General features: G+C 61.9%; 30 protein-coding genes. 17 read left to right on the top strand and 13 right to left on the bottom strand.

Annotated elements, in window-relative coordinates:
* Positions 1–100 precede the first annotated feature (100 nt).
* The 4 genes from ACLBKR_RS13855 (at position 101) to ACLBKR_RS13840 (ending at position 4,909) form a co-directional block, all read left to right on the top strand.
* On the top strand, positions 101–1,630 hold the full coding sequence (locus ACLBKR_RS13855; RefSeq protein WP_113487509.1) for a sugar ABC transporter ATP-binding protein: 1,530 nt from the start codon (positions 101–103) through the stop codon (positions 1,628–1,630).
* Positions 1,631–1,704: 74 nt separating this feature from the next.
* Positions 1,705–2,715 (top strand): ABC transporter permease, encoded by a 1,011-nt coding sequence (locus tag ACLBKR_RS13850; RefSeq protein WP_112828791.1) that lies wholly within the window; start codon positions 1,705–1,707, stop codon positions 2,713–2,715.
* 66 nt (positions 2,716–2,781) lie between these two features.
* On the top strand, positions 2,782–3,726 hold the full coding sequence (locus tag ACLBKR_RS13845; protein WP_112828790.1) for a substrate-binding domain-containing protein: 945 nt from the start codon (positions 2,782–2,784) through the stop codon (positions 3,724–3,726).
* 130 nt (positions 3,727–3,856) lie between these two features.
* A complete protein-coding gene (locus ACLBKR_RS13840) occupies positions 3,857–4,909 on the top strand; it encodes a sugar phosphate isomerase/epimerase family protein (protein ID WP_112828789.1) in 1,053 nt (350 codons plus the stop codon).
* A 5-nt stretch (positions 4,910–4,914) separates the two neighbouring features.
* Here ACLBKR_RS13840 and ACLBKR_RS13835 read toward each other — a convergent pair whose 3' ends face one another.
* Complete coding sequence (locus tag ACLBKR_RS13835) at positions 4,915–5,550, bottom strand: CatB-related O-acetyltransferase (RefSeq protein WP_113424460.1); 636 nt, start codon at positions 5,548–5,550, stop codon at positions 4,915–4,917.
* Positions 5,551–5,757: 207 nt separating this feature from the next.
* Here ACLBKR_RS13835 and ACLBKR_RS13830 point away from each other — a divergent pair, with 207 nt between their 5' ends.
* Together ACLBKR_RS13830 and ACLBKR_RS13825 are read left to right on the top strand one after the other, a co-directional pair.
* The gene (locus tag ACLBKR_RS13830; protein ID WP_113424461.1) at positions 5,758–6,933 is read left to right on the top strand and encodes a Gfo/Idh/MocA family protein; all 1,176 of its coding nucleotides are present in this window, start codon (positions 5,758–5,760) and stop codon (positions 6,931–6,933) included.
* A gap of 202 nt (positions 6,934–7,135) precedes the next feature.
* On the top strand, positions 7,136–8,509 hold the full coding sequence (locus ACLBKR_RS13825; RefSeq protein WP_113438062.1) for a GH1 family beta-glucosidase: 1,374 nt from the start codon (positions 7,136–7,138) through the stop codon (positions 8,507–8,509).
* Positions 8,510–8,579: 70 nt separating this feature from the next.
* Here the strand turns inward: ACLBKR_RS13825 and ACLBKR_RS13820 are convergent, their stop codons facing one another.
* Positions 8,580–8,978 carry a winged helix-turn-helix transcriptional regulator gene (locus tag ACLBKR_RS13820; protein WP_112828785.1) on the bottom strand — a complete coding sequence of 133 codons (399 nt, stop codon included), beginning with the start codon at positions 8,976–8,978 and terminating at the stop codon, positions 8,580–8,582.
* A gap of 162 nt (positions 8,979–9,140) precedes the next feature.
* On the opposite strand from ACLBKR_RS13820, the gene ACLBKR_RS13815 reads away from it, so the two are divergent.
* The gene (locus ACLBKR_RS13815; protein WP_113438061.1) at positions 9,141–9,773 is read left to right on the top strand and encodes an NAD(P)H-dependent oxidoreductase; all 633 of its coding nucleotides are present in this window, start codon (positions 9,141–9,143) and stop codon (positions 9,771–9,773) included.
* 50 nt (positions 9,774–9,823) lie between these two features.
* On the opposite strand, the gene ACLBKR_RS13810 is transcribed toward ACLBKR_RS13815, so the two are convergent.
* Positions 9,824–10,282, bottom strand: coding sequence for a hypothetical protein (locus ACLBKR_RS13810; protein ID WP_113438060.1), 459 nt, complete (start codon positions 10,280–10,282; stop codon positions 9,824–9,826).
* Positions 10,279–10,752 carry a MarR family transcriptional regulator gene (locus tag ACLBKR_RS13805; RefSeq protein ID WP_162757609.1) on the bottom strand — a complete coding sequence of 158 codons (474 nt, stop codon included), beginning with the start codon at positions 10,750–10,752 and terminating at the stop codon, positions 10,279–10,281. Before ACLBKR_RS13805 ends, ACLBKR_RS13810 begins: the two co-directional genes overlap by 4 nt.
* Positions 10,753–11,174: 422 nt before the next feature.
* On the opposite strand from ACLBKR_RS13805, the gene ACLBKR_RS13800 reads away from it, so the two are divergent.
* The 4 genes from ACLBKR_RS13800 to ACLBKR_RS13785 all read left to right on the top strand — a co-directional run bounded on the left by ACLBKR_RS13800 (position 11,175) and on the right by ACLBKR_RS13785 (position 14,183).
* Complete coding sequence (locus ACLBKR_RS13800) at positions 11,175–12,215, top strand: methionine ABC transporter ATP-binding protein (RefSeq protein ID WP_113424620.1); 1,041 nt, start codon at positions 11,175–11,177, stop codon at positions 12,213–12,215.
* On the top strand, positions 12,205–12,873 hold the full coding sequence (locus tag ACLBKR_RS13795; RefSeq protein ID WP_112828781.1) for a methionine ABC transporter permease: 669 nt from the start codon (positions 12,205–12,207) through the stop codon (positions 12,871–12,873). The genes ACLBKR_RS13800 and ACLBKR_RS13795 overlap by 11 nt, the downstream gene beginning before the upstream one ends.
* A gap of 34 nt (positions 12,874–12,907) precedes the next feature.
* The gene (locus ACLBKR_RS13790) at positions 12,908–13,687 is read left to right on the top strand and encodes a MetQ/NlpA family ABC transporter substrate-binding protein (protein WP_113424464.1); all 780 of its coding nucleotides are present in this window, start codon (positions 12,908–12,910) and stop codon (positions 13,685–13,687) included.
* A gap of 130 nt (positions 13,688–13,817) precedes the next feature.
* A complete protein-coding gene (locus ACLBKR_RS13785; RefSeq protein WP_113424465.1) occupies positions 13,818–14,183 on the top strand; it encodes a hypothetical protein in 366 nt (121 codons plus the stop codon).
* Between the two features lie 29 nt (positions 14,184–14,212).
* On the opposite strand, the gene ACLBKR_RS13780 is transcribed toward ACLBKR_RS13785, so the two are convergent.
* The 4 genes from ACLBKR_RS13780 to ACLBKR_RS13765 all read right to left on the bottom strand — a co-directional run bounded on the left by ACLBKR_RS13780 (position 14,213) and on the right by ACLBKR_RS13765 (position 16,835).
* Entirely contained in the window at positions 14,213–15,157 is a 945-nt protein-coding gene (locus ACLBKR_RS13780; RefSeq protein WP_113424466.1) for a rhodanese-related sulfurtransferase, read from the bottom strand.
* Positions 15,158–15,228: 71 nt separating this feature from the next.
* Positions 15,229–15,699: an EVE domain-containing protein gene (locus ACLBKR_RS13775; RefSeq protein ID WP_414899434.1), complete on the bottom strand. Its 471-nt coding sequence runs from the start codon at positions 15,697–15,699 to the stop codon at positions 15,229–15,231.
* Between the two features lie 5 nt (positions 15,700–15,704).
* Positions 15,705–16,070, bottom strand: a complete 366-nt coding sequence (locus tag ACLBKR_RS13770) for a VOC family protein (protein ID WP_113424467.1) — start codon at positions 16,068–16,070, stop codon at positions 15,705–15,707.
* 69 nt (positions 16,071–16,139) lie between these two features.
* Entirely contained in the window at positions 16,140–16,835 is a 696-nt protein-coding gene (locus tag ACLBKR_RS13765; RefSeq protein WP_113447670.1) for a helix-turn-helix transcriptional regulator, read from the bottom strand.
* Between the two features lie 128 nt (positions 16,836–16,963).
* Between ACLBKR_RS13765 and ACLBKR_RS13760 the strand changes: the two genes are divergently transcribed.
* Positions 16,964–17,455 carry an HPP family protein gene (locus tag ACLBKR_RS13760; protein WP_113442337.1) on the top strand — a complete coding sequence of 164 codons (492 nt, stop codon included), beginning with the start codon at positions 16,964–16,966 and terminating at the stop codon, positions 17,453–17,455.
* 10 nt (positions 17,456–17,465) lie between these two features.
* Positions 17,466–18,044, top strand: coding sequence for a TetR/AcrR family transcriptional regulator (locus ACLBKR_RS13755; RefSeq protein ID WP_414899433.1), 579 nt, complete (start codon positions 17,466–17,468; stop codon positions 18,042–18,044).
* On the opposite strand, the gene ACLBKR_RS13750 is transcribed toward ACLBKR_RS13755, so the two are convergent.
* Together ACLBKR_RS13750 and ACLBKR_RS13745 are read right to left on the bottom strand one after the other, a co-directional pair.
* Positions 18,041–18,952 carry a CHAD domain-containing protein gene (locus tag ACLBKR_RS13750; protein WP_113447669.1) on the bottom strand — a complete coding sequence of 304 codons (912 nt, stop codon included), beginning with the start codon at positions 18,950–18,952 and terminating at the stop codon, positions 18,041–18,043. The genes ACLBKR_RS13755 and ACLBKR_RS13750 overlap by 4 nt on opposite strands.
* Positions 18,936–19,424 carry a CYTH domain-containing protein gene (locus tag ACLBKR_RS13745; RefSeq protein WP_112828774.1) on the bottom strand — a complete coding sequence of 163 codons (489 nt, stop codon included), beginning with the start codon at positions 19,422–19,424 and terminating at the stop codon, positions 18,936–18,938. Before ACLBKR_RS13745 ends, ACLBKR_RS13750 begins: the two co-directional genes overlap by 17 nt.
* A 152-nt stretch (positions 19,425–19,576) precedes the next feature.
* Here ACLBKR_RS13745 and ACLBKR_RS13740 point away from each other — a divergent pair, with 152 nt between their 5' ends.
* The 4 genes from ACLBKR_RS13740 to ACLBKR_RS13725 all read left to right on the top strand — a co-directional run bounded on the left by ACLBKR_RS13740 (position 19,577) and on the right by ACLBKR_RS13725 (position 22,119).
* Positions 19,577–20,215 carry a 2-dehydro-3-deoxy-phosphogluconate aldolase gene (locus ACLBKR_RS13740; protein WP_112828773.1) on the top strand — a complete coding sequence of 213 codons (639 nt, stop codon included), beginning with the start codon at positions 19,577–19,579 and terminating at the stop codon, positions 20,213–20,215.
* Positions 20,216–20,313: 98 nt separating this feature from the next.
* Complete coding sequence (locus ACLBKR_RS13735) at positions 20,314–21,009, top strand: tellurite resistance TerB family protein (RefSeq protein ID WP_113340765.1); 696 nt, start codon at positions 20,314–20,316, stop codon at positions 21,007–21,009.
* 184 nt (positions 21,010–21,193) lie between these two features.
* Positions 21,194–21,889, top strand: a complete 696-nt coding sequence (locus ACLBKR_RS13730; protein ID WP_113487497.1) for a GNAT family N-acetyltransferase — start codon at positions 21,194–21,196, stop codon at positions 21,887–21,889.
* On the top strand, positions 21,886–22,119 hold the full coding sequence (locus ACLBKR_RS13725; RefSeq protein ID WP_113340763.1) for a hypothetical protein: 234 nt from the start codon (positions 21,886–21,888) through the stop codon (positions 22,117–22,119). Before ACLBKR_RS13730 ends, ACLBKR_RS13725 begins: the two co-directional genes overlap by 4 nt.
* On the opposite strand, the gene ACLBKR_RS13720 is transcribed toward ACLBKR_RS13725, so the two are convergent.
* From ACLBKR_RS13720 to ACLBKR_RS13710, 3 genes are all read right to left on the bottom strand, one after another.
* Entirely contained in the window at positions 22,110–23,162 is a 1,053-nt protein-coding gene (locus ACLBKR_RS13720; protein WP_113340762.1) for a nickel/cobalt transporter, read from the bottom strand. The genes ACLBKR_RS13725 and ACLBKR_RS13720 overlap by 10 nt on opposite strands.
* Positions 23,156–23,797: a DUF1007 family protein gene (locus ACLBKR_RS13715; protein ID WP_113340761.1), complete on the bottom strand. Its 642-nt coding sequence runs from the start codon at positions 23,795–23,797 to the stop codon at positions 23,156–23,158. Before ACLBKR_RS13715 ends, ACLBKR_RS13720 begins: the two co-directional genes overlap by 7 nt.
* 89 nt (positions 23,798–23,886) lie before the next feature.
* Positions 23,887–24,780 (bottom strand): LysR family transcriptional regulator, encoded by an 894-nt coding sequence (locus tag ACLBKR_RS13710; RefSeq protein ID WP_112828767.1) that lies wholly within the window; start codon positions 24,778–24,780, stop codon positions 23,887–23,889.
* Positions 24,781–25,207: the final 427 nt, after the last annotated feature.

The following is a 25,207-nucleotide window of genomic DNA, read 5'->3' as shown; positions in this document are numbered from 1 at the left end:
AAATAATCCCCAATTGAGGGAGGATGTAAACCTTTACATGGCCGATGTAAAGGTTTACATAATTCAGCACAAGCGGTTGAGGAGCCGCCGGGAGGATTGAATGACACTGGTAGGAGAGGAGCCGCGCACGCCTGTGCTTGCGGCCGAGCGCATCTCGAAGTCTTTCGGCGAGGTTCAGGTGCTTTTCAGCGTCGATTTCGACGTGCTGCCGGGCGAGGTTCATGCGCTGGTCGGCGAAAACGGCGCGGGCAAGTCGACGCTCGTCAAGATCCTCTCCGGTTTCGAAAGCCCGACCTCTGGGCGCATCCTGCTCGACGGCCAGCCGGTGTCGCTGCCGGCGAACGGCGCGGCCGAGGCGCTCGGCATCGTGCTGATCCACCAGGAATTCAATCTCGCCGATCATCTGACCGTCACCGAGAGCCTGTTTCTCGGGCGCGAGGTTACCCGCCTCGGCGTGCTCGACCGCAGCCACATGCGCCGCGAGACGCGCCGGGTGCTGGATCTGCTCGGCTCCCATATCGACGAAAACGCGCTCATCAGCTCGCTTGCGGTCGCCGACAAGCAGATGGTGGAAATCGCCAAGGCGATCAGCCGCGAGGCGCGCGTGGTGTTCATGGACGAGCCGACGGCGGTGCTGTCGCGCGAGGAAACCGATATTCTCTTCGATCAGGTGCGCAAACTGCGCGCCAAGGGCACCAGCTTCGTTTTCGTGTCGCACAAGCTGGACGAGGTGATGGAACTCACCGACCGGGTGACGGTGCTGCGCGACGGGCAGTGGATCAAGACCGCGCCGACGGCGCTGCTCGACGGGGAGGCGATCGCGCAGCTTATGGTGGGGCGCGAACTGTCGAGCCTCTATCCCTCGAAGGAGGAGCCCGATGTGGACGAGGACGTCGTTCTGTCGGTGAGGGGTCTCAATACCGGCTATGTAAAGGATGCCGGTTTCGAACTGCGCAAGGGCGAGGTCCTCGGCTTCTCCGGTCTGATCGGCTCGGGCCGCTCGGAACTGATGGAGGCGATTGCGGGGCTGCGTCCACGGCTTTCCGGCGAGGTCGTGCTGAAGGGCGCGCCGCTGCCGCCGCATGACTTCCGCGAGGCGAACCGCCGGGGCCTCGCCTATATGACCAAGGACCGCAAGGGAAAGGGCCTGCTGCTCGGGGAAGGCATGACGGCGAACCTGACGCTGCAGTCGATCGATCGGCATGTGACGCATGGCTATCTCGATCCTGCCAGCGAGGCGAAGGCGATGGCGCGGGCGAAGCGCCGCTTCGATATCCGCGTCCGCGACGACCGGGTGAAAGTCGGGCGGATGTCGGGCGGCAACCAGCAGAAGCTCTTGCTCGCCAAGATCATGGAAACGGAGCCTGACGTCATCATCATCGATGAGCCGACCCGCGGCATCGATGTCGGCACCAAGCAGCAGATCTATCATTTCATCGCAGCTCTTGCCCGGGAGGGGCGCTCGATCATCGTCGTCTCCTCCGAGATGCCGGAGGTGATCGGGCTCTGCACGAGGGTTGCCGTGATGCGGGAGGGGCGGCTGGTCGGCATGCTGGAGGGCGAAGAAATCTCCGAGCAGATGATTATGCGCTACGCCGCGGGGCTGAGGAAGCAGCAGGCCGCCGGCTGAGCCCCGGCTTCGGCAAGGCGGCGGGACGGAAACAGGGCAGGACCGTATCGGTCGGCCGGGAGGTTGAATTGGACATGAGCATGAATACCGAAACCGATCCTCGCAGGCCCCGAAGCCGGGGCTGGCGCGATGTCGACTTGAGGGCAATCGCGCCGTTTGCGGCGCTGGCCCTGCTTCTGGTGATCGGCGCGCTGGTCAATCCGAACTTCATCGGCCTCACCAACCTTGCCAATGTCGCCACCCGCAGCGCCTTCATCGCCATCATCGCGGTCGGCGCCACCTTCGTCATCTCGTCCGGCGACCTCGATCTCTCGGTCGGTTCCATGGTCGCCTTTGTGGCGAGCCTGATGATCCTGTTCATGAATTCCGGCGCCATCGCCGATCCCGCGCTGATGCTGGCCGCCGCCGTTGCGCTCGCCGTCGTGATCGGCGGCCTCTGCGGTCTTGCCAACGGCCTCATCACCACCGTCGGACGGATCGAACCCTTCATCGCCACGCTCGGCACCATGGGCATCTATCGAGGGCTGACCACCTGGCTGTCGCAGGGCGGAGCGATTACGCTCAGTTCGCCGCAGCAGCAGGCGCTCTACCGTCCCGTCTATTTCGGTTCGATCCTCGGCATTCCCGTGCCGATCCTGGTGATCCTCCTGGTGACGGCGATCGCCGCCTTCATCCTCTATCGCACGCGCTACGGCCGGCATGTGGTGGCCGTCGGTTCCAACCGCGATGTCGCCCGCTATTCCGGGATTGCCGTCGACCGGGTGCGCACCATCGCCTTCGTCATCCAGGGGCTCTGCGTCGCGATTGCAGTGCTGCTCTACGTGCCGCGCCTCGGCTCGACCTCTGCGACGACGGGCATTCTGTGGGAGTTGCAGGCGATCACCGCCGTCGTCGTCGGCGGCACGGCGCTGAAAGGCGGGGCGGGGCGTGTCTGGGGCACGATCTGCGGCGCCTTCATTCTCGAACTGGTCGGCAACATCATGCTGCTGTCCAATTTCATCAGCGAATATCTGATCGGCGCCATCCAGGGCTCGATCATCATCATCGCGATGCTCGTCCAGCGCTCGCTGACGCGCAAATCGTGAGGCTGCCGGGCTTTAGGGGTCGCCCGGCGCATGTCTCAAGACCCTGAAACTTCGGGAGGAACCAACATGTACAAGAAACTGATGGGTGTGGCGCTGGCCATGACGGCGATGATGAGCCTCGCCCATGCACAGGAAACCAAGACGATCGGCGTTTCCATTCCGGCCGCCGACCATGGCTGGACCGCCGGCGTCGTCTATCACGCCAACCGCGTCGCCGAACTCCTGATGAAGGAGCATCCGGGTCTCAAGGTCGTGGTCAAGACCTCGCCGGACCCGGCGACCCAGGCCAATGCGCTGCAGGACCTCGAGGTTCAGGGCATCGATGCGCTGGTCATCCTGCCGACCGATCCGGACCCGCTGGTCAACGCCATCAAGGAAGTGAAGGGCAAGGGCACCTTCGTTTCGATCGTCGACCGTGCGCCCTCCGTCAACGACAATTCCGTGCGTGACCTCTATGTCGCCGGCAACAACCCGGCGCTCGGCGAAGTCGCCGGGCAGTACATCAAGGAAAATACGCCCGATGCCGAAGTCGTTGTCATCCGCGGCCTGCCGATCCCGATCGACCAGCAGCGCCAAGACGGCTTCGACAAGGCCATCGCCGGCTCGAACGTCAAGGTTCTCGACCGCCAGTTCGGCAACTGGAACCGCGACGACGCCTTCAAGGTCATGCAGGACTATCTGACGAAGTATCCGAAGATCGATGTGGTCTGGTGCCAGGACGACGACATGGCCGTCGGCGTGTTGCAGGCCATCGAACAGGCCAAGCGCACCGACATCAAATACGTCATCGGCGGCGCCGGTTCGAAGGACATGATTAAGAAGGTCATGGACGGCGACAAGATGATCCCGGTCGACGTTCTCTATCCGCCGTCGATGGTGGGCACCGCCATGGAGCTGACGGCGGCTGCGATCTACGACCAGGTTCCGGTCCACGGCACCTATACGCTCGATGCGACGCTGGTCACTCCGGAAAACGCGAAGAACTATTACTTCCCCGATTCCCCGTTCTGAGTTTTCAGCCTCACAGAACATGCTCTGCCCGAAAGATTGTCGGGCAGAGTTCAGGTCCGCCGTTGACAGGCGTGTCAGGTCGGTTACTCGTTACGGTAACGTTGCAGTAAGTGTTTCAGGGAGGATAATGATGAAAACGATTAAGGGTCCGGGTATTTTTCTTGGTCAGTTTGCCGGTGATGCAGCGCCGTTCAATTCCTGGGATGCGATCACCAAATGGGCGGCCGAAAAGGGCTATCTCGGGGTGCAGATACCGGCCTGGGCGAGCCAGCTGATCGATCTGAAGAAGGCGGCGGAATCGAAGGACTATTGCGACGAACTGGCCGGGATCGCCCGACAGAACGGCGTTGAGATCACCGAGCTTACCACCCATCTTCAGGGGCAGCTCGTCGCCGTGCACCCGGCCTATGACGAGGCGTTCGACGGGTTTGCCGTTCCGGAGGTGCGCGGCAATCCGAAGGCGCGTCAGGCCTGGGCCGTGGAGCAGGTGAAATTTGCAATCAAGGCATCGCGCAATCTCGGGATCAACGCGCATGCGACATTTTCGGGTGCGCTGGCCTGGCCCTATTTCTATCCCTGGCCGCAACGGCCGGCCGGTCTGGTGGAAACGGCTTTCGACGAACTGGCGAAGCGCTGGGCGCCGATCCTCGATTATGCCGACGAGCAGGGCGTCGATATCGCCTATGAAATTCATCCGGGCGAAGACCTGCATGACGGCGTGACCTTCGAAATGTTCCTGGATCGGGTGAAGAACCACCCCCGCGCCAACATGCTCTACGACCCGTCGCATTACGTGCTGCAATGCCTCGACTATCTCGACCATATCGACATCTACAAGGACCGGATCAGGATGTTCCATGTCAAGGACGCGGAATTCAACCCGACCGGCCGGCAGGGCGTCTATGGCGGTTATCAGGGCTGGGTGAACCGGGCCGGACGCTTCCGCTCGCCGGGCGACGGTCAGGTCGATTTCGGCGCGGTCTTCTCGAAGATGGCGGCGAATGATTTCGACGGCTGGGCCGTGGTGGAATGGGAATGCGCGCTGAAGCATCCGGAAGACGGCGCCCGCGAAGGGGCCGAGTTCGTCAAGGCGCACATCATCCGGGTAACGGAGCGGGCGTTCGACGACTTTGCCGCCGGCGGCACGGACGACGCCGCCAACCGTCGGATGCTGGGCTTGTGATACCGTCAGGCCGTCCGAAGGGCTGCGATATCGCAGCCTTCGAGGGCAGCGAGGTTGCGCTCGATCCTGTCTACCGACCAATCCCACCAGGCGATGTCGAGAAGGCTGGCAATTGTCCCTTCATCGAAGCGCATCCGGATCACCGAGGCAGGGTTGCCGCCGACGATAGCAAAGGGCGGGACGTCCCGCGTGACGACGGATGCTGCAGCGACGATGGCGCCGTTGCCGATGGTCACGCCGGGCATGATCGTGGCGTTGTGGCCGATCCAGACGTCATGGCCGACCACCGTGTCTTTGACCGGCAGGTCGTCGTAGCCGTTGATCGTCTCCTGCCGGAAGATGCGGAACGGATAGGTGGTGAAGCCCGCCATGGGATGATTGGCCGAGGATGTGATGAAGAACGCGCCGCGGGCGATCTGAACGTACCTGCCGATAACCAGCTTCTCCTTGCTGACCGGATAAAGATAAGGGGCAAGCAGGCCGGCGGTTTCTTCCGCCGCTGCGGAGTGACTGAAATAGCTGAAGTCGCCGACGTCGATCCGCGGGTGATCGATGACGTTCTTGAGGTACATGGTCTGCCGGTAAGGCGTTCCGTCGGCAAGCGTGATGGGATAGGCGATATCGGGATTGAGAAGGGGCATGGTGTGAAGACCTGTTCGAGCATTGTCGCAAGCCGCAGGGCCCCGTCGAGGCAGGCGGCGATGATGCTTTCGCCTCTGGTGAGGCGGGTCTTCAAAAGGTCACTGTCAGGGCATCCTTCTTTTGCGCAACAATAATCTAGCGTCGGGAAAACCGCAAATCCAGCCCGTCGCCCGCAAGAATGGAAACAAAATCAAGGGAGAAACTTCATGACGATCGAAGCAGGCAAAGCGGAGCAGGCAGGTGGAAAGCGTATCCGGCTCGGCATGGTGGGCGGCGGACAGGGCGCATTCATCGGCGGTGTGCATCGTATGGCGGCGCGTCTCGACGATCACTTCGAACTCGTTGCGGGCGCGCTTTCCTCGACGGCGGAAAAGTCGATCGCTTCGGGGCGCGATCTCGGGCTCGATCCCGAGCGCTGCTACGGTTCGTTCGAGGAGATGGCGGAGAAGGAAGCGAAACGCCCCGATGGCATCGAGGCCGTTTCCATCGTCACTCCGAACCACATGCACTATCCGGCGGCGAAGGCCTTTCTGGAACGCGGCATCCACGTCATTTGCGACAAGCCGCTGACATCGAGCCTCGATGACGCAAAGAAACTGAAGGCGGCGGCCGAGGCATCGAAGGCGCTGTTCATCCTGACCCACAACTACACCGGCTATCCGATGGTGCGGCAGGCGCGCGAGATGGTCGCTTCCGGCGCGCTGGGCGACCTTCGCGTCGTACAGGTCGAATATGCGCAGGACTGGCTGACGGAAGCGGTGGAGCAGACCGGCGCCAAGCAGGCCGTCTGGCGCACCGATCCCAAACAGTCCGGCGTCGGCGGCGCGACCGGCGACATCGGCACGCATGCCTTCAACCTCGCCTCCTTCGTCACCGGTCTCACGTTGAAGAGCCTTGCCGCCGATCTCGACAGTTTCGTCGAGGGGCGCCGGGTCGACGACAACGGCCATGTGCTCCTGCGCTTCGAGGGTGGTGCCAAGGGCATGCTGTGGTGCAGCCAGGTCGCTCCGGGCAACGAAAATGCGCTGAAGCTTCGCGTCTATGGCACGAAGGGAGGCCTCGAATGGCAGCAGGAAAATCCGAACTATCTCTGGTTCACGCCGTTCGGCGAGCAGAAGCGTCTGGCGACCCGTAACGGTGCGGGAGCCGGTGCGGCGGCGACCCGCGTCAGCCGCATTCCGGGCGGTCATCCCGAGGGCTATCTCGAAGCCTTCGCCACGATCTATTCGGAAGCAGCCCTTGCAATTGCCGCCTTCAAGGCAGGCAAGCCGGTCGATCCGGCCGTGGTTTATCCGACCATCGATGATGGCGTGAAGGGCGTCGCCTTTGTCGAGGCCTGCGTGGCGTCATCGAAGAAGGACGGGGCCTGGGTCTCCCTCTGACGGGTGATGCAGCGGTGAAACGCATTCGCCGCTGCACTTTTTCGGGTTTTTATCGGTCGTAACTCCTGAAACGTTGCAGAAAACGGGCCTTGCGGCTTGTACCATGAGGCTACTTTGGTCTAAACCGCCCGCGGCCAAATTCAACGTGCCGGCGGAAAATCCGTCCATACCGTCCGGCGCATCAGGAAAAACGAGTGACCAGATGATCGATCCGAAGAGCCTTGCCGACCGCTTTCCCGGCGATTTCGTATTCGGTGTCGCCACCGCTTCCTTCCAGATCGAAGGTGCCTCGAAGGAGGATGGCCGCAAGCCGTCCATATGGGACGCCTTCTGCAACATGCCGGGCCGCGTCTACGGCCGTCACAACGGCGATGTCGCCTGCGACCACTATCACCTGTGGGAACAGGATCTCGACATGATGAAGGAGATGGGGGTTTCCGCCTATCGCTTCTCGATCGCATGGCCGCGGATCATTCCCGATGGCACGGGCCGCATCAACGAGGCCGGGCTCGATTTCTACGACAGGCTGCTCGATGGGCTGAAGGTGCGCGGCATCAAGGCCTTCGCCACGCTTTATCACTGGGATCTGCCGCTTGCGCTGATGGGTGACGGTGGCTGGACCGCGCGCAGCACGGCCTATGCCTTCCAGCGCTATGCGAAGATCGTCATGGCCCGTCTCGGCGACCGGCTGGATGCGGTTGCGACCTTCAACGAACCCTGGTGTTCGGTCTGGCTTTCGCATCTCTACGGCATCCACGCTCCCGGCGAGAAGAACATGGATGCGGCACTTCATGCACTACACTACACCAATCTCGCCCACGGCCTTGGCATCGACGCCATCCGGCAGGTGGCGCCGCAGGTGCCGGCCGGCATCGTGCTCAACGCCCATGAGGTGATCGCGGCTTCCGACAGCGCAGCGGACAAGGCTGCGGCCGAGCGGGCCTTCCAGTTCCACAACGGCGTGTTCTTCGACCCCATCGTGAAGGGGGAATATCCGGACCAGTTCATGTCGGCGCTCGGCGACCGTATGCCGCCGATCGAGGACGGCGACATGGCGATCATCAACCAGAAGCTCGACTGGTGGGGTCTCAACTACTACACGCCGATGCGGGTCGCCGACGATCCGACGCCGGGCGCGGAATTCCCGGCGACCACGGGCGCGCCGCCGGTTTCCAAGGTGAAGACGGATATCGGCTGGGAAGTCTATGCGCCGGCGCTGAAGTCGCTGGTCGAGGGTCTTTACAAGCGCTACGATCTGCCTGTCTGCTACATCACCGAGAATGGCGCCTGCTACAACATGGAAGTCGAAAACGGCGAGGTCGATGACCAGCCGCGTCTCGACTACTATGTCGAGCACATCGGTATTGTCGCCGATCTCCTGAAGGACGGCTTCCCGATGTCGGGATATTTCGCCTGGAGCCTGATGGATAATTTCGAGTGGGCGGAAGGCTATCGCATGCGCTTCGGCCTCGTGCATGTCGACTACGAGACGCAGGCGCGCACCATCAAGAAGAGCGGCAAGTGGTACAGCGAACTCGCGGCCCAGTTTCCGAGGGGCAATCATCAGGCAGGCTGAGAACCGGCTGCCTTTCCCGTGAGTTGTTCCAGCCGGATTGCCTTGCAGTCCGGCTGGTTTCCATTTGGGGCTATGGCTTGTGTAGCTCTGCCGAATTCTCATCCGACGCGGCGTAGCGGCTATCGAATTCCGCGCGCGCCTCGTGGATCTTTTCGTGATTGCAGAAAACCCATCCACCCATGGCTTCTATCGGCTTCGACAAGGAGCGACCGAGGTCGGTGAGTTCGTAGACGACACTTGGCGGAACGGTCGGATGAACAGTGCGGCTGACGAGGCCGTCACGCTCGAGCGCACGCAGGGTGAGCGTCAGCATACGCTGGGAGATGCCGACAACGGAACGTTTCAGATCGCTGAAACGCGACGGGCCGGAGCCGAGCTTCATGATGATGAGCACACTCCATTTGTCGCCGATGCGCGACAGTATCTCGCTGACCGTCTGGCACTTGGCGGGATCGAAGTGGCTGTGCATCCGTTTCCTCTAATCAAACTGGTATCAAAAATGTGCCTTCTTGTGCGTCTTTTCAAGTTACCTATTTGAGCCTGGTTACTAATCAATACCATCTTTCCTTCGCGTCTGGATCGTTCCCGGGTCCTGAGCCGGAACGACGGTAAAACCAGAAGGCTATTCCCCATGCTCCTTGAAAAACTCAACTGGCGTTATGCCACCAAGAAGATGGACCCCTCCAAGGTCGTTCCGCAGGAGAAGGTCGAACGCATCCTTGAGGCGATCCGCCTTGCTCCGACCTCCAGCGGCCTGCAGCCTTACGAAGTCATCGTCGTAACCAATCCTGAGGTGCGGGCGAAGATCCAGGAGATTGCCTGGAACCAGACGCAGGTCACGGAAGGTTCGCATCTCCTCGTCTTTGCGGCGTGGGACAACTATACACCGGACCGGATCAACGGCATGTTCGATCTCGTCAACGAGGTGCGCGGCTTCAAGAACGAGGGCTGGGAAGCCTATCGTCAGCGCCTGCTGTCGCTCTATCCGCCACGCGACGAGAAGGTGAACTTCGAGCATGCCGCCCGTCAAGCCTATATCGGTTTCGGCATCGGTCTGACAGCAGCCGCCTTCGAGGGCGTCGATGCAACTCCGATGGAAGGTTTCGATCCCGACAAGCTCGATGAAATCCTTGGTCTTCGCGAGCGGGGCCTGCGTTCGGTGACGATCATGCCGATCGGCTATCGGCAGGAAGACGGCGACTGGCTGGTGAACCTCAAGAAGGTGCGCCGTCCAAAGGACGAATTCGTCATCGAAGTGAAATAATGCCTCAGGCTGCCGGGCTTTTCGTCCGGCAGTCTTTTCCATATCTGGTTTCAGGCCGCGTTCCGCGTGGCCAGCAGGCGCTTCTTTTCGGTCATGCGCCGTCCATCCCTGAAGTTCAGGGTGAGAAGATAGAGTTGCAGTATGCCGCCCGCCAGTTCGACGATCTGCACGACGTAGAACTGGCCGTCGAAGGAACCGGCATTCGCCCGAAAATACAGGAACACCGCAGCCGGCAGCATGACCAGCACGCCATTCGCGCCGATGATCCGCATGCGCGCCTTCTTCCTTTCGACCAGTCCGCCCGAACGGTTTGCCGCGAGAGCAAAGCCGCTGCCGCCGGTGATCGCCATCAGCGGCACGAGAAGGAAGACGCCATAGAAGATCGCAGTCTTCACAACGCTGATCGCCCGGTAATCCAGGCACAGTTCCGCGATGACGGTGGAGGCCAGGAAGGTTGCGATGATGACAAGCGCCAGCGTGCCGGCGGTGGCGTGGATAACGGTTTTCATCGGCTGGTTCCTTTGACATGAGGGTCGTTTTCAAGACGATTGTCGAACTCGGCAAGCAGCGTGCGGGCCTGTTCCAACCGCCGAAGATCAAGGCCTTCGGCAAGCGTGTTGGCCCATGTGGTGTAGATGGTGTCGACGGAGCGGTAGGCGTCGGCACCCTTTTCCGTCAGGGCATAGAGCGGCGAGCGCTTGTGGCGGGGATTGGCGCGACTGGACAGAAAGCCGTCCGCCTCCAGCTTGGCAACCTGTTTCAGCGCACCTTGCCGGGTCATCCCCATTGCCTCGGCAATCTGCGGCACGGTGCGGGGTGTCGCAGCCAGCGCAATCGCGCCAAGCACCTGCCAGCGGGCGCTGGTGAGATCGAGTGGTGCGACCAGCCGGTCGCCGCCCTCGAGAAGCCGCCCGTTGATGCGGAATACGGCCAGCATGATGTCCGTCAGTGCCTGTGCTTCGGCGGTGCGTTGTTGCATGGCGATCTCCAAATTGGACAACTAGTTTCCAATAATGAAAACTAGTTGTCAATATTGTCGGATGAGATTCTCTCCGATCGGACAAATTTTCCGGAAATGCGGGGTGCTTTGGGCAAAATATCTCTCGGCAGGCTGGACCTGCGGAGTCATAAACAGATCCACGGTCCCCGGCGCATGGCAGATATGCCGAGCATGTGCGCCGGCGGGTTTGAAAAGGTGAAGTCAAAGATGCTAGATCGGCGCCCTAACGTCCGAATGTGTATGCCGCGATAGAACTATCCGGCCTGCGACCATCTTTGCCGTCGATTGACGGCTTTCACCGAAGAGACTTTCATGAAGAACCGACCTATTTCGCGCGAAGCCCCAAGAGGAGGCGGTCGATGAGCGTGCCTGCCGAGAACCTGACGTCGGCCGCGCGTCCGATGGTGGCATTCGAAGGTGTGACCAAGCATTTCGGCGGCGCCAAGGGGCAGCCGGCCTTCACTGCGCTTGGCGGCGTCGATTATGTCGTGCCGAAAGGCGCGATCACGGGGATCATTGGCCGTTCCGGTGCCGGCAAGTCGACGCTGATCCGGCTCGTCAACGGGCTCGAACTGCCCACCTCTGGCAAGGTGATCGTCGATGGCGTCGATGTCGGAGCGCTGGATGAGGCGGGCCTTCGGACCCTTCGCCGTTCGGTGGGCATGATCTTCCAGCATTTCAACCTGCTGTCGTCCCGCACCGTGTACGACAACATCGCCTTGCCGCTGGAGATTGCCGGCATCGACCGAAAGACAATCAAAGCGCGGGTGAGGCCGCTGATCGATCTCGTCGGCCTTTCGGACAAGGCGGGCCGCTATCCGGCCGAGCTTTCCGGCGGACAGAAGCAGCGCGTCGGCATTGCCCGCGCGCTTGCGACCGAGCCGAAGCTTCTGCTCTCCGACGAGGCGACCTCGGCGCTCGATCCCGAGACCACGCAGTCGATCCTCGAGCTGCTGAAGACCATCAACCGCGACCTCGGCCTGACGGTGCTGCTCATCACCCACGAGATGGAGGTGGTGAAGACGATTGCCTCCGAGGTAGCGGTAATAGACAAGGGGCTGATCGTCGAGAGCGGCCGCACCTTCGACATTTTCACGAGGCCGCGCCATGAGACGACACAGGCGCTGCTTTCCGCTTCGATCGGGGCGAAGCTTCCCGAATGGATACGCTCGGACCTGAAGAGCGAACCCGCTCTCGGCGAGCGCGCGCTCGTCCGGCTGATCTTCTTCGGCGAGACGGCATTCCAGCCGTTGACCGCGCGGCTCGTCGCGGAGATCGGTCCTGACGTCAACATTCTTGCCGGCGCAATCGACGAGATCGCCGGCGAACCTTTCGGCTCGCTGGTGGTGTCCTATCCGGCCGATCCGGCAACGCTGGAACGGGCCAACGATTTCTATAAGCAGACCGGTCTTGCCACGGAGGTGCTCGGCTATGGCGCCTGATATGCTCGTCAACCTGCTCCTGAAGGCCCTCTGGCAGACCCTGCAGATGGTGGGCGCCGCCGGACTGGTCGGCACCTTGATCGGCCTGCCGATGGGCGTCTTCCTCGCGACCAGCGGAAAGGGCGAACTGTTCGCCGCGCCGGCGGTCAACCGTATCATCGGGCTGATCGTCAATGCGCTCCGCTCGACGCCGTTCATCATTCTCGTGGTGGCCATCATTCCGCTGACCCGGTTCATCACCGGGACCTCGATCGGCACGATCGCGGCTATCGTGCCGCTGACGATCTCGACCGTTCCCTTCGTCGCCCGCCTGATCGAAGCGGCGATCCGGGACGTGGACAAGGGGCTGATCGAGGCCGCGCGCGCCATGGGCGCCACGCCGTTCCAGATCGTCACCAAGGTGCTGCTGGCCGAGGCGCTGCCCGGCATCACGTTGGCGCTGACGCTGACGCTCGTCAGCCTGATCGGCTACTCGGCCATGGTCGGCGCGGTCGGCGGCGGCGGGCTCGGCGACCTGGGCATCCGTTATGGCTACCAGCGCTTCATGCCGGAAGTGATGCTCGCTGTCGTCGTGGTGCTGATCGTGCTGGTGCAGGCGGTGCAAAGCGCCGGCGATACGCTGGCGCGGCGCTTCGACAAACGCAGCCGAAAGAACTGAAACCTCCCTTCAGTAAACCCAAGGAGAAAACACAATGAGGAAACTGATCGTCGCCGCTGCCATCGCAGCCCACTTTTCCGCCGGCGCTGCCCTGGCTGAAGACATCAAGGTCGGCGTGACCGCCGGCGAACATGCCCAGATCATGGAAAAGGTGAAGGACATCGCCGCCAAGAAGGGCCTCAACATCGAGATCGTCGAGTTCTCAGACTATGTCGTTCCGAACCAGGCGCTGGCCGATGGCGACCTCAACGCCAACTCCTTCCAGCACCAGCCCTATCTCGACAACCAGATCGCTGACCGCGGTTTCGACATCGTCAGCGTCGGCACCACCATCACCACCCCGATGGGCGTCTATTCGAAGAAGGTGAAGAGCCTCGACGAACTGAAGGACGGCGCAACCGTCGCCATCCCGAACGACCCGACCAATGGCGGCCGCGCGCTTCTCGTTCTGGCCTCCAAGGGCCTCATCAAGGTCGATGCGGCCAAGGGCCTGAAGGTTGGTCCGGCCGATGTGACCGAAAACCCGAAGAACATCCAGTTCGCCGAACTCGACGCTGCCCAGCTGCCACGTTCGCTCGATGACGTCGATGCAGCCGTCATCAACACCAACTACGCGCTCGAAGCCGGCCTGCATCCGAAGACCGACGCGATCGCCATCGAAGGCGACAAGTCGCCCTACGCCAATGTCATCGCCGTTCGCACGGCCGACAAGGACGCTCCGTGGGTAAAGACGCTGGTCGAGTCCTACCACGACGACAGCATCCGGACCTTCATCAACGAGGAGTTCAAGGGCGCGCTGATCCCGTCCTTCTGATCCTTGCGAGTGATCGACAATCCGAAGAGCCCTCTCCGCAAGGAGGGGGCTTTTTCGTTTCAGCGGATCACGATTGCATTTTGCGCTGCAACAGCGGACACTGCCCCTATTGGTTGCAATGGAGGTGACGATGGCCAGGCTTCAGCTTCCCGTATTCAATGCGCCGTTCTCCGGCGATGTCTCGCAGGCGATCAATCCCTGGACATGGATCTTCAGTCCGGGCGCCGGCAGCCAGGTGGGGTTGTTCAACCTCAGCATCGATCTCGGCCCCTCGACCAATCCCGAGGTCGAAAAGGATATCCTGAGCGGGGTCGCAAGCTATGGCAAGCAGCTCGGCAGGGTGGAGGATGCGCTGCGTCTGGTGATCGAGACGCTGGAGCCGATGGTCGGCGACCGCAGGCTCGGCGACGAAAAGGCGATCATCGCCTTCAAGGCGCTGATGTATGAAATCGACAACGTCAAGGAACATCACAGCGGGGACGGGAAAGGCAAATGAGCCCGCCCCCGAGGCGGGCGCAGGCGGTCTCAGCTGCCGATGTGCCGCTCGCCGCGCTTCTTCGCCAGCGCGATCTGCCGCTGGCGCTGGCGGTAACGCTCGCGGTCTGCTTCGGTGCGGTCGTTGTAGCAGTGCGGGCAGGAAACGCCCTCCTCGAACAGCGGTGACTTCACCTCTTCCGCCGTCAGCGGATAGCGGCAGGCATGGCAGAGCGTGTGCTCGCCTTCCGCAAGGCCGTGGGTGATCGAGACGCGCTCGTCGAAGACGAAGCATGCGCCGTCCCAGAGGCTTTCCTCCGGCGGCACTTCCTCGAGATATTTTAGGATGCCGCCCTTCAGATGGTAAACCTGATCGAAGCCGATCTCCTTGGCGAAAGCGGTCGACTTTTCGCAGCGGATGCCGCCGGTGCAGTACATGGCGATCTTCGGCTTGTTGTGCAGGCCGGGATTGTTGCGCATCCAGTCGGGAAATTCGCGGAAAGTCTTGATGTTCGGGTCGATTGCGCCCTTGAAGATGCCGATCGCCGTCTCGTAATCGTTGCGGGTGTCGATCACGATGGTCTCGGGATCGGAGATCAGGGCGTTCCAGTCCTTCGGCTCGACATAGGTGCCGACGATCTTGTTGGGATCGATGCCCTCGACGCCCATGGTGACGATCTCTTTCTTCAGTCGCACCTTCATGCGCAGGAAGGGCATCTTCGATGCGCGGCTTTCCTTGTGCACGAGTTCGACGAATTCCGGCTGGGCGCGCAGGAAGGCGAGCAGTTTCGCGATGCCCTCATCCGTACCGGCGACGGTGCCGTTGATGCCCTCGGTAGCCAGAAGCAGCGTGCCCTTGATGCCGTTCTCGCGGCAAAGCGCGTAAAGCGGCTCGCGGAAACTTTCATAACGCGGGAAGCGGGCGAAATGATAGAGCGCGGCGACGCAGAAAGCGCCGCCCTCTTCATGGCGAGGGATTTGGAGATCGTCGGTCATGGCCCGGGAAATACTGCCTCAGCCGCTGCGAAGCAACGGTTTTCGCGTGCTCTGCCGCAGTTTGAATTTTGTCAAATTCCAAACAGCGGGAGCTGGAGCGCTTCCTCTGGTGTCGAACGAAGGGGAGCCGCGCCTGCATTCATCGCTGCGGCGATGATTGCCGCATCCTCTTCGGCGATGCGCAAAATGCCGAAGCGGAAGGCATAGCCCCAGTTCCGTTTTCCCCTGGTCAGTTCCAGCCGGTCGAGCAGGGGCCGGATCGGGGCGGGCTGCGAGACGTGCCATTCGACATCGCGGCGGGCGGGGTGAAAACCTTCCATCATTTCCACCCGATAGGGCGGCCTTTCAAGGAGGGTGCCGATGGCGGTGAAAGCCTTGAGCGGCACTGCCCGACCGTAGATCGCTGAGGAGGAGTAGGCGATGATCGTCTCGCCGGGCCGGATGCGCCTGAGTGGCGCATCCTTTCCATGGCAGGCCTGCACGAAGCCGCCGGCAACCCCGCCCGCGACATGATCGGCGGATGCCACGATGATCCAGGCCATGGCGATCAAACCGGAGGGTTGTAGAAGCGGATGCGGTGTCCGTCGGGATCGGCAAGCAGGAAGGTGCGGCCGAATTCCATGTCCACGGGTGCTTGCAGGATCGTCTGCCCGGCGGGTCCGATCTTCGCCCAGGCGTCATCGACCGCGGCGGGGCTTTCCAGCGGAACGGCGATCTCGACCATGCCCGCGGTGCCGGTTGCGGCCGGTTCGACGGTGTGGCGCGACCAAAGGCCGAGCTTGATGCCGCCGGGAAAGACGAAGATGGCGAAGGTCGCGGATTGTTCGACGGGCTTCACGCCGAAAAGGCCGGCATAGAAGGCCGCGCTCTTTTCCGGGCTGTCGACGTAGAGGATGGTGAGGTTCGGTGTCATCGGGTTCTCCTTTTCGAGAGCCTGAGACTAGTCCGGCATGCTGTCAGAAAATGTCAGCAAGATGCGGTGTCAGACGAGACGTTCGGCAATGCCGGTCTTCTGCCGCCATTCCTTCAGCAGTTGCGCGCGGCGGCGAGGATAGCGCCCCTCTCCCTGTTCGACGATCTCCATCCGGTCGGTTCGGAAGTGGCGGAAGTCGTTGCGCAGCGTGCACCAGGCGAGAAGCACGCGGGCGCCATCGAAGAAGGCAAGCGCGAAGGGCCATACGACGCGTTCGGTGGTGCTGCCCTTTTCGTCGCGATAGGCGATCTTCAGGGGCTGCTCGGTGTGCATCGCCTTGCGCAACAGGGCGAGATCCACCCGATCTTCGGAGAGGCCGGGCTTTCCGCCTGCAAGCAGCGGGCTTGCCGCCATCCTTGTCCTCAGGTCGGCGGGAAGGACGGCATCGATCTTGGAGAGTGCGTCGCGGGCGGCAAGCGCGAGCTGCGGATCGGTCTTGCTGGCGACCAGCCGCATGCCGAGCACCAGCGCTTCTATCTCATCGGCGGAAAACATCAGGGGCGGCAGCATGTAGCCGGGACGCAGCACATAGCCGAAGCCGGGCTCGCCCTCGATTTCGGCACCCTCGGCCTGAAGTGCGGCGATGTCGCGGTAAAGTGTCCGAAGCGAGATGCCGAGTTCGTCGGCCAGCGTCCGCCCGGCAACCGGGCGGCGGTGGCTGCGCAGGATCTGCAGGAACGAGAGGAGGCGCGTGGACCGGGTCATGGATGAAGCCTAGCAGGGCACCGGCATTCTTGCGATGCTGCTTCTCGCAATACTGGCTTGACTGTATTTTATAATTGTGTACTTATCGGTACATTTAATTCCAAATGGTACAGTTTGAGGGCAACAGGATGCGTCACTTTCTTCTGCGTCACCAGCCAGCGATCGGAATGGCGCGCGCCGCCATCGGCGGGTTGGGCGGGGCCATCGCCATCGCCCTGCTCGGCCTTCTAACGCTGCGGACAGGGCATCCGCTGATGATGGCGCCATTTGGTGCGAGCTGCGTGCTGCTCTTCTCCCAGCCCGCGAGCCCGCTTTCGCAGCCGATGAACGTTGTGTTCGGGCATCTGGTATCGACCGCAATCGGCCTTGCGCTGCGTGTTCTGCTTCCTGATGCATGGTGGGCGGCGGCGATTGCCGTCGGTCTTGCCATTGCGCTGATGTCGGCGCTGCGGGTCACCCATCCGCCGGCGGGCGCCGATCCGCTCGTCGTCTTCAGCAGCCATCCGGACATGGATTTCCTAGTGTTCCCGGTTGCCCTGGGCTCAATATCGCTGGTTGCCGTCGCCTATGCCTTCCACCGCTTTTCGGGACATGTCTATCCCTTGCGCAAGAGCGCCTGAGGCGGCGGTCATGGTGAAGCTTCAGATGGAAAGAAAGGATGCGGTGGCGATGCTTGCCGAGGTTTTCCGCGAGCATGGCTACGCAGGAACGACCCTCGGCATCATCAACACGCGCACGGGCATCGGCAAGGGCAGCCTCTATCACTTCTTTCCGGGTGGCAAGGAGGAGATGGCCGAGGCGGTTCTCGACGACGTTGCCAACTGGTTCGAGAAGCATATCTTCACGCCGCTCTCCGAGGCCGATGAGCCTCGGTCCGCCATCGCGGGGATGTTCGATGCCGTCGAGGCGTACTTTCGTGCGGGACGGAGGATCTGCCTGGTTGGCCTGATCGCTCTCGATTCCAGCCGGGACATTTTTGCGGGCGCGGTTACCGGCTATTTCGCGCGCTGGCGTGCGACGCTGGCAACTGCGATCGGGCGTTCAGGAGTATCCGATGAGGAAGCCCTGCGGTTGGCCGATGAAATCCTTGTCGGTATCCAAGGCGCGATCGTCCTGTCGAGAGCGCTCGACAATCCGTCGGTGTTTTTGGAGACGATCACCACGTTACGCCAGCGATACCGTGCGGGAACGCCGGGGGCGCTGCGTTAGCCGGTCGCGGCCTCGATCCACAGGGCCTCGATTGCGCTCGCTTCCCGTTCCGGTCGGTCGGCGAAAGCCCTTTCGGCAAGGTCCAACGCATCGTGGCGCAATTCCTGCTGCTGGCGGATGATGGCGCCGATGAGGTGCGAGACCTCTTCGCCGTCGCCGAGCGTCGCAGGTTCCCGGTCGAGGAGGTCGATCAGAAGAGCGAGGTCGTGTTCGTGGCCAAGGAGTTCCACCAGACTTTTGGCCTCGGCGCGTTTCGCCCGCATGGCCGAGGGCCAGATTTCCCGCAGCAACGAGAGGTTCATCCAGTAAGCCTGGCCGGCCTTGCGCAAATTATGGAAAAGTTCGGCATGCGCGCCGCCGCGGCAATTCTCCAGCGCCTTTTGTCCGCGCCTCAGGCTTTTCCGCCAGCCCTTCGCGAGAAGGCGGGCCGTCTTTCTCGGACCTTGCGGAAACTCCTGTTCTTCGATGGCAGCGATTGCCGCCCGGCAATTTTCCACGGCTGCGGCCGCCTTTTCCGGCAGGTCCGTCTCGCCCGAGGCCAGCTTATCCCGCCGTTCGGTGAGTTTTTCGCGCGCATGGGCAAGGGCGCGGCGTTCGTCATCGTTCAGCGCATCGCTTTCAAGATAACTCACCGTCTCGATCAGGGCGGTGGCGTCGCGCACCAGCGACAAGGTCCGCGCTGTTTCCCTGAGGCGGTTGTTCTCCGCCGCGCGAAACTCCGGTCTGTCGAGTACAACCAGTCGATAAAGCGATCTGACCCGTTTGAATTTCTTGCGCGCTTCATGGATCGCTTCATGCAATCCGTTCGGCTGCTCCTCGAATGCCGAAATGGCCAAATGAAGTTGCTCGACGGCGACGGACCTGACCTCCGCGCCGAAATCACGTCCCGGCCTAATTCGATACGGCATGCACCAACTCTGGCTTCAGGCGCTCGGTCGCCAGCGCCTGATTGGAGTAACGACGGTCGCCCGTGACCTCGCGACCGATCCAATCGGGCAGGGGCGGGCAATCGGTTACGGATTTGAGCTCGACCTCGGCGATCACCAATCCGCGATAGGCGCCTTCGAACACGTCGACTTCCCAGGTGAAGCCGCTGACATCCACCGTGTAGCGCACCTTCTCGATGACATTGCCGACCGCGAATTCGATCATCTCGGCGGCGTCCTCGAAGGGGATGCTGTATTCGAATTCGTCGCGCACGAGGGAACCCGAACCGAACTTGACCGTCAGCTTGGCCGTTTCGTCATGGCTGGTGCGGACACGGATGGAGCGATCGTGGTTGACGGAAAGATAAGCCTGCCGCATCGGCGTCGCGGACGTGGCCTGAGATCGCCAACTGTCGTTTGCCACGAGGAATTTCCGCTCGATTTCCTTTGCCATGGACCGGCCTCCGGGCTTTCAACCGGCATTAACCTAACGTAACTTTGGTAAAAGGCCAATCGGAATGCGGGGGCGCGCGCAATTGTCTCGACAATGACATGCTGGCGGGATAATCCTCAGCCGATTTCAATCGTTTTAAGAGGTGGCTTGCCATGGGCGCGAAAACCGAAAAGCTTCTTTCCACTTTGAAACTGCAGCCGGTCGTGCCGGTGCTTATCATTGAGGATGCCAAGAGCGCGGTGCCGCTTGCCCGGGCGCTGGTTGCGGGCGGACTGAAGGCTATCGAGATCACCATGCGTACCGATGCGGCGCTGGAAGCCGTGCGCCGGGTGGCCGACGAGGTGGAAGGCGCGGTTGTCGGCGCCGGCACCATCCTGAACGCCACGCATTTCCATGCGGCCGTCGATGCCGGCTCGCAGTTCATCGTCAGCCCCGGCACCACGCAGGAATTGCTGGACGTCGCGCGCGGTTCCGATGTTCCCTTGCTGCCGGGCGCCGCGACAGCGAGCGAAGTGATGGCCCTTCGCGAAGAAGGCTATCAGGTGCTGAAGTTCTTCCCCGCCGAACAGGCCGGCGGCGCGGCCTATCTCAAGGCCCTGTCCTCGCCGCTCGCGGGCACGCTGTTCTGCCCGACCGGCGGCATCTCGCTCAAAAACGCGAAGGATTATCTGAGCCTTCCCAACGTCGTCTGCGTCGGTGGTTCCTGGGTTGCGCCGAAGGAACTGGTTGCGGCGGGTGACTGGGCGGGCATCACGAAGCTTGCCGCGGAAGCGGCGGCTCTCGCCGGCTGATCGGCGAAGCTTCCCGGAAGAAAGGTCGGCAGCGTCTTTGTAATTTCATAATCGGCTTCTTATGTTGCTTTCGACAATGAAAGCCAGGGAGAGAACCGATGTTCGATGCGAAGAAGCTGCTTGACCAATTCCTCGGATCGCAGGTGCCGGGCACCGACGGCAGCGTGAAGCAGAAGGCTGGAGACATCATCCAGCTCGCCAAGGACAATCCGCTTGCGACCGGCGCGATTGCCGCCGTTCTGCTCGGCACCAAGACCGGCCGCTCGCTGGGCGGCAATGCGTTGAAGCTCGGCGGGCTCGCCGCCATCGCGGGCCTCGGTTATCAGGCCTACAAGAATTACCAGGCCGGCAAGGCTCCGCAGGAGGCGGCTTCCGCCGGACCGGAACTTCTGCCGCCGCCGGCCGATTCTCCCTTCAGCCCCGAGGCGCCGGCGGCCAGTGACGATTTCGCCCTGGCTCTCGTCCGGGCGATGATCGCCGCGTCCAAGGCCGATGGCCATATCGACACCGAAGAGCGCCGTCACATCATGGACAAGATCCACCTCTCCGGCCTCGGCGCCGAGGCGGAGACCTTCATCGAGGCCGAGCTTTCGGCGCCGACGGATATCGATTCCCTCGTGGCGGCTGCGAAGACCGAGGAACAGAAGGTCGAGCTCTATACGGCCTCGCGGCTGGCCATCGAACCGGACAGCCGCGCCGAGCGGGGCTATCTCGATCTGCTCGCGGGTCGTCTCGGCCTTGCCGACGCGCTGGTCGACCACATCGAGGCGACAGTTTCGGCCGCCAAGGTCTGATTGCAGGCGGTCATGGCGCATTTGGGCCGGTTGCCTTTGACGGGTGGCTGGCCTACTGCTTTGCCAATACCTAAAGCGTGTCGGGATCGTTCGGATTCGCTCTGTGCGCTTTAAGTCCTTATTTCGTCGCATGTCGCGCAAAACCGCTAAACACTTTTGTGCGACATGCTTTAGCGAGGCAAGCATGCGCGATCTTTCCACATTCAAGGGTTGCCCGGCGCCGACGCCGGTCACGCTCAAAGGCCGCTTCGTCACCGTCGAAGGCTATGACCGGGAAAAACACCTCGAGGCCCTGTGGGACGGTCTGGGCGGCATGGGTATCAATTCCCTGCTCACCTATTTCACCCAGCCGGATTTCGCCGGCATCGGGGACTTCGATACATGGCTTGCGGCTGCGCAGTCCAAGGGCGGCTGGGTTACGCATGTCTTCCACGACAACAAGACCGGTAAGGTGGTCGGCATGGCGAGCTACATGCGCGCCGATCCGGCGAACGGCGTCGTCGAGGTCGGCGGCGTCGCACACGGTCCGTCGATGAGCCGCAGCCCGCTTGCGACGGAGGCGCATTACCTGATGGCGCGCCATGTTTTCGACGATCTCGGCTATCGACGCTATGAATGGAAGTGCCACAACGAGAACAAACCCAGCAAGACGACGGCGAAGCGCTACGGCTTCACCTTCGAAGGCGTGTTCCGCCAGCACATGCTGTCCAAGGGAAAGAACCGCGATACGGCATGGTTCTCGATCATCGACGGCGAATGGCCGGTGGTGAAGGCGGGCTTCGAAGCGTGGCTTGCGCCAGAAAACTTCGATTCCGAAGGACGGCAGGTCCGCAGGCTTGAAGATATTCGCGCCGGCCTGGCGATGGGCGGTGCGGCATGAGCGGCGGGAAGCAGGAGCGTTCGCCGGCGCTGGCCGCAGCAATTATCGTCATCGGTTTTGCGCTGGTGCTTCTGGCGCTGCCGACGGTGGTGCTGTGGATCGGGGATTATTCACCCGTTCTGGCGGCCGCCGTCGGAACGATTGGCATCATGTCCTTCTTCATCGTTCTCTGGCTTCGCGCCCGCCACCAGCGCAGACGGGGTGGCGACCCCGGCCGGCATCACGATTGAAGCGCTGCCGCGAGCAGTATGGCTCCAAGCAGGATGACGAAAAGCGCGCCGGCGATCTCGATTGCGGTTCCGACGCGCCGGGCGGCGACGGAACCCGGACCGGAGACGCGCACCGCCAGCGATTTTGCCGAGACGGCGACGATGGCGAGTGCTGAAACGGTGATCGCCGTGCCGAGCGCCATGGCGAAAACCGACAGGGCGCCGCCGAGATAGAGCCCGTTGAGGAGAGCGAAGGTCATCACCAGCAATGCGCCGGAGCAGGGCCGCAGGCCGACTGCGACGATTGCCGACCACGCCTCGCGCAGACGGAAATCCTGCTGCGACAGCATTTTGGGGTCGGGCAGGTGTGTCATGCCGCAATCGGCGCAGATCGCCCCCGGAGGAAGGGTCTTGTGGTCGTGATCCAAAGCGTCGACGCGGAAGGTCAGGCCGGTCGTCGCTGCGGCATTCACCGGTACGGCGGTATCGAAAAGGCCGGCGCTTAACGGCGCCTGCCGGGCCACCCGGATGCTCTTCAATTTCCGCAGCAGCAGCCAGACGCCGAAGGCGATGACCATGCCGAAGCTTGCGATTTCCATGGCGTTCGTCGCCGCCGTCATGGTGATGCCGGTGCCCCGCAGCACGAAATAGGCGGCGGCCACGATCGCGATCGCTACCACGCCCTGCAGGAAGGCGGAGACGAAGGAGATCGCGACGCCGCGCTTCAGTTCGGTTTCGTTGGCGATCATGTAGGAGGAGATCACGGCCTTGCCGTGGCCCGGACCTGCTGCATGAAAGACACCGTAGGCGAAGGAAAGCGCAAGCAGGGGCGAAAGAGACGACGGATCTTCCCGCATGGCTTTCAGCGTGCCGGTGAGCGAGCGATAGAAAGCCTGCTGGTTCTGGTTGATCCAGGCAAGCCAGCCGCCGAACGGGCCAGTCGCCTGAAAGGACGGCTCGGCGGTGCCGATGCCGAGAGGAGAGCCCGCATGCGCAACCGTCGCCGTGGCGGCAATCATCGCCACCACTGCGAGCGATCGCAGGATGAAGCGGCGCATCAGCATGTCACCTCAAGCCGCGTCGCAAATAGCTTGCCCATGTCCGTGCCGGCGGGATCGTTGAAAAATGCTTCCGTCAGGGTGGACTGGTTCTGGGCGATCACCTCGTCGGGGTCCGGACGAACGACCTTGTGCTTGCATTGGCGGAAGCCGTCGCCCTCGATCACGATATCGTCGTCCTTCGAGAAATCGATGGCGGTGTAAAGCGTCGGATCGTGAACGCCGAAGGAGAGCTTGCCCTTGATCGGCACCTTCTTCTCGGGCTTCACGACGAAGAAGACGAGAAGCTGCTGGTCCTTGAAGTCGACGTTGAAAGTCTCGGGCTTGGCTACCGAAATCGGGGCGCCGTCGCTGGTGATGAAGGTGAAGTAGCCGTAATCGGCGAGCGAGGTGCGGATCGTTTCGGCGATCTCGTGCAATTCGCTGTGATCCAGTTTCAGGTCGCTGTTTGTGTCGAAGTCCATCAGGACGCTCGAGGAAAAGACGTCGTCGAAGCGCCAGACATTTCTGAGTTCGGCAACGGAGCCGTCCGCGCCGGCCACCACTTCGAGGCGGGCTTCGGCGAAGATGTGCGGATGGGCGAAAGCCGGAAAAGGCGAGAGCGACAAAGCCATCGCCAGGATCGCCAGTCTCTTTCCCATGCCTTCTTCCTTTTTCTTCGGCTTGCGCGTGATTCTCTCATGCCCGGGGATTGGGACGGAAATGGGACCCTTCGGCGGCTTGCGCCCTTTCACGCATATTTGCGGAACCAGCCGTGAAGGTAATCGACAAAGACGCGCACCTTGGCGGGAAGGTAGCGCCGGTGCGGATAGACCGCATAGATGCCGCGGTCCCGGGGCAGGTATTCGTCGAACAGGGATATCAGTTCGCCCGACGCAATATAGGGCTTTGCGATGAAATCCGGGACCATCGCGATACCGAGGCCGGCGCGGGCTGCGCGCAACGTCGCCTGCGGGCTGTTGACTTCGATCGGACCGCTGACGGCAACCGAGACCGGCGTGCCATCGGGCTCGACGAATTTCACGCTGTTATGCGAGCGGGAGTTGGTGTCGATGATAACGGGCACCCGGGCCAGTTCCTGGGGATGGGGGAGAGGGCCGTACTTCGCGATGAAGGCAGGGGTCGCACAGGCATAGACGCGGAAATCCGAGAGTTTTTTGGCAATCAGGCCGGAATCGTCGAGGCGGGTGATGCGGATCGCGAGATCGAAGCCTTCTTCGATCATATCGACGAATCGGTCGTCGGCGACGATTTCCAGCGAAAGATCTGGGTGCTCCCTGGCGAAATCGATCAGGGACTGGCCGACATCCGCGTCGATGAAGGTTCTGGGCACCGTAACCTTCAGCTTGCCCCTGAGGTCGGTGTTGTTCTCGCGAACGAGGTCGGCGAGGTTGTCGATCTCCTTCAGGATATCGGCGGCCGTGCGATAATAAGTATGGCCGGCCTCCGTCAGCGAAAACTGCCGCGTCGTGCGGTTGAGGAGCAAGGCTCCGAGTTCGTCTTCGAGTTCCCGCACATATTTCGAGAGCAGCGCCTTGGAGCGACCGGTCTTGCGCGCTGCCGCGGAAAAACCTTCGGCTTCGACCACGTCGATGAAGGCGCGAATGCGTGTGAGCGTGTCCATGAAGCGGTCTTCCCCCTGATCTGTTGCGGATAGTGAACAAAATCGAGGATTGTTCAATCAATTTTCTGCCGGGCGGGTGCAAAAAGCTCTTGATTATGACGGCGAATATTCATATCTCACGGGCTGCCCAAAGTCGCACGTGCCTGTGGGTGTCCGCCGACCCTCGAACTGGGATTTATCCCTAAGGTGAGGTCATCGGTAAGGTACCTGGAACTAACCCCTCCAGTCGCTATTCCGGCCAACCGGGAAATGCGAGGACATCTTGAAGCAACGACGGTGCGGGCCTTTCTGGTTCTCTCCCGGCTTTCCATCAGCCGGGGTCACTGAAGAGGCACACCATCATTGCCGGAAGTGCGGTCGGGTTTCCCCTCCAATCCATGGCAGACAAAGCGGATTTATGCTCTCGACTGAGAGGGCGTTTATCCAT

It is taken from the genome of Paenirhizobium cremeum, assembly GCF_047553425.1.
Lineage (GTDB): Bacteria > Pseudomonadota > Alphaproteobacteria > Rhizobiales > Rhizobiaceae > Allorhizobium > Allorhizobium cremeum.
This window is presented reverse-complemented; position numbering and strand designations above follow the sequence as displayed.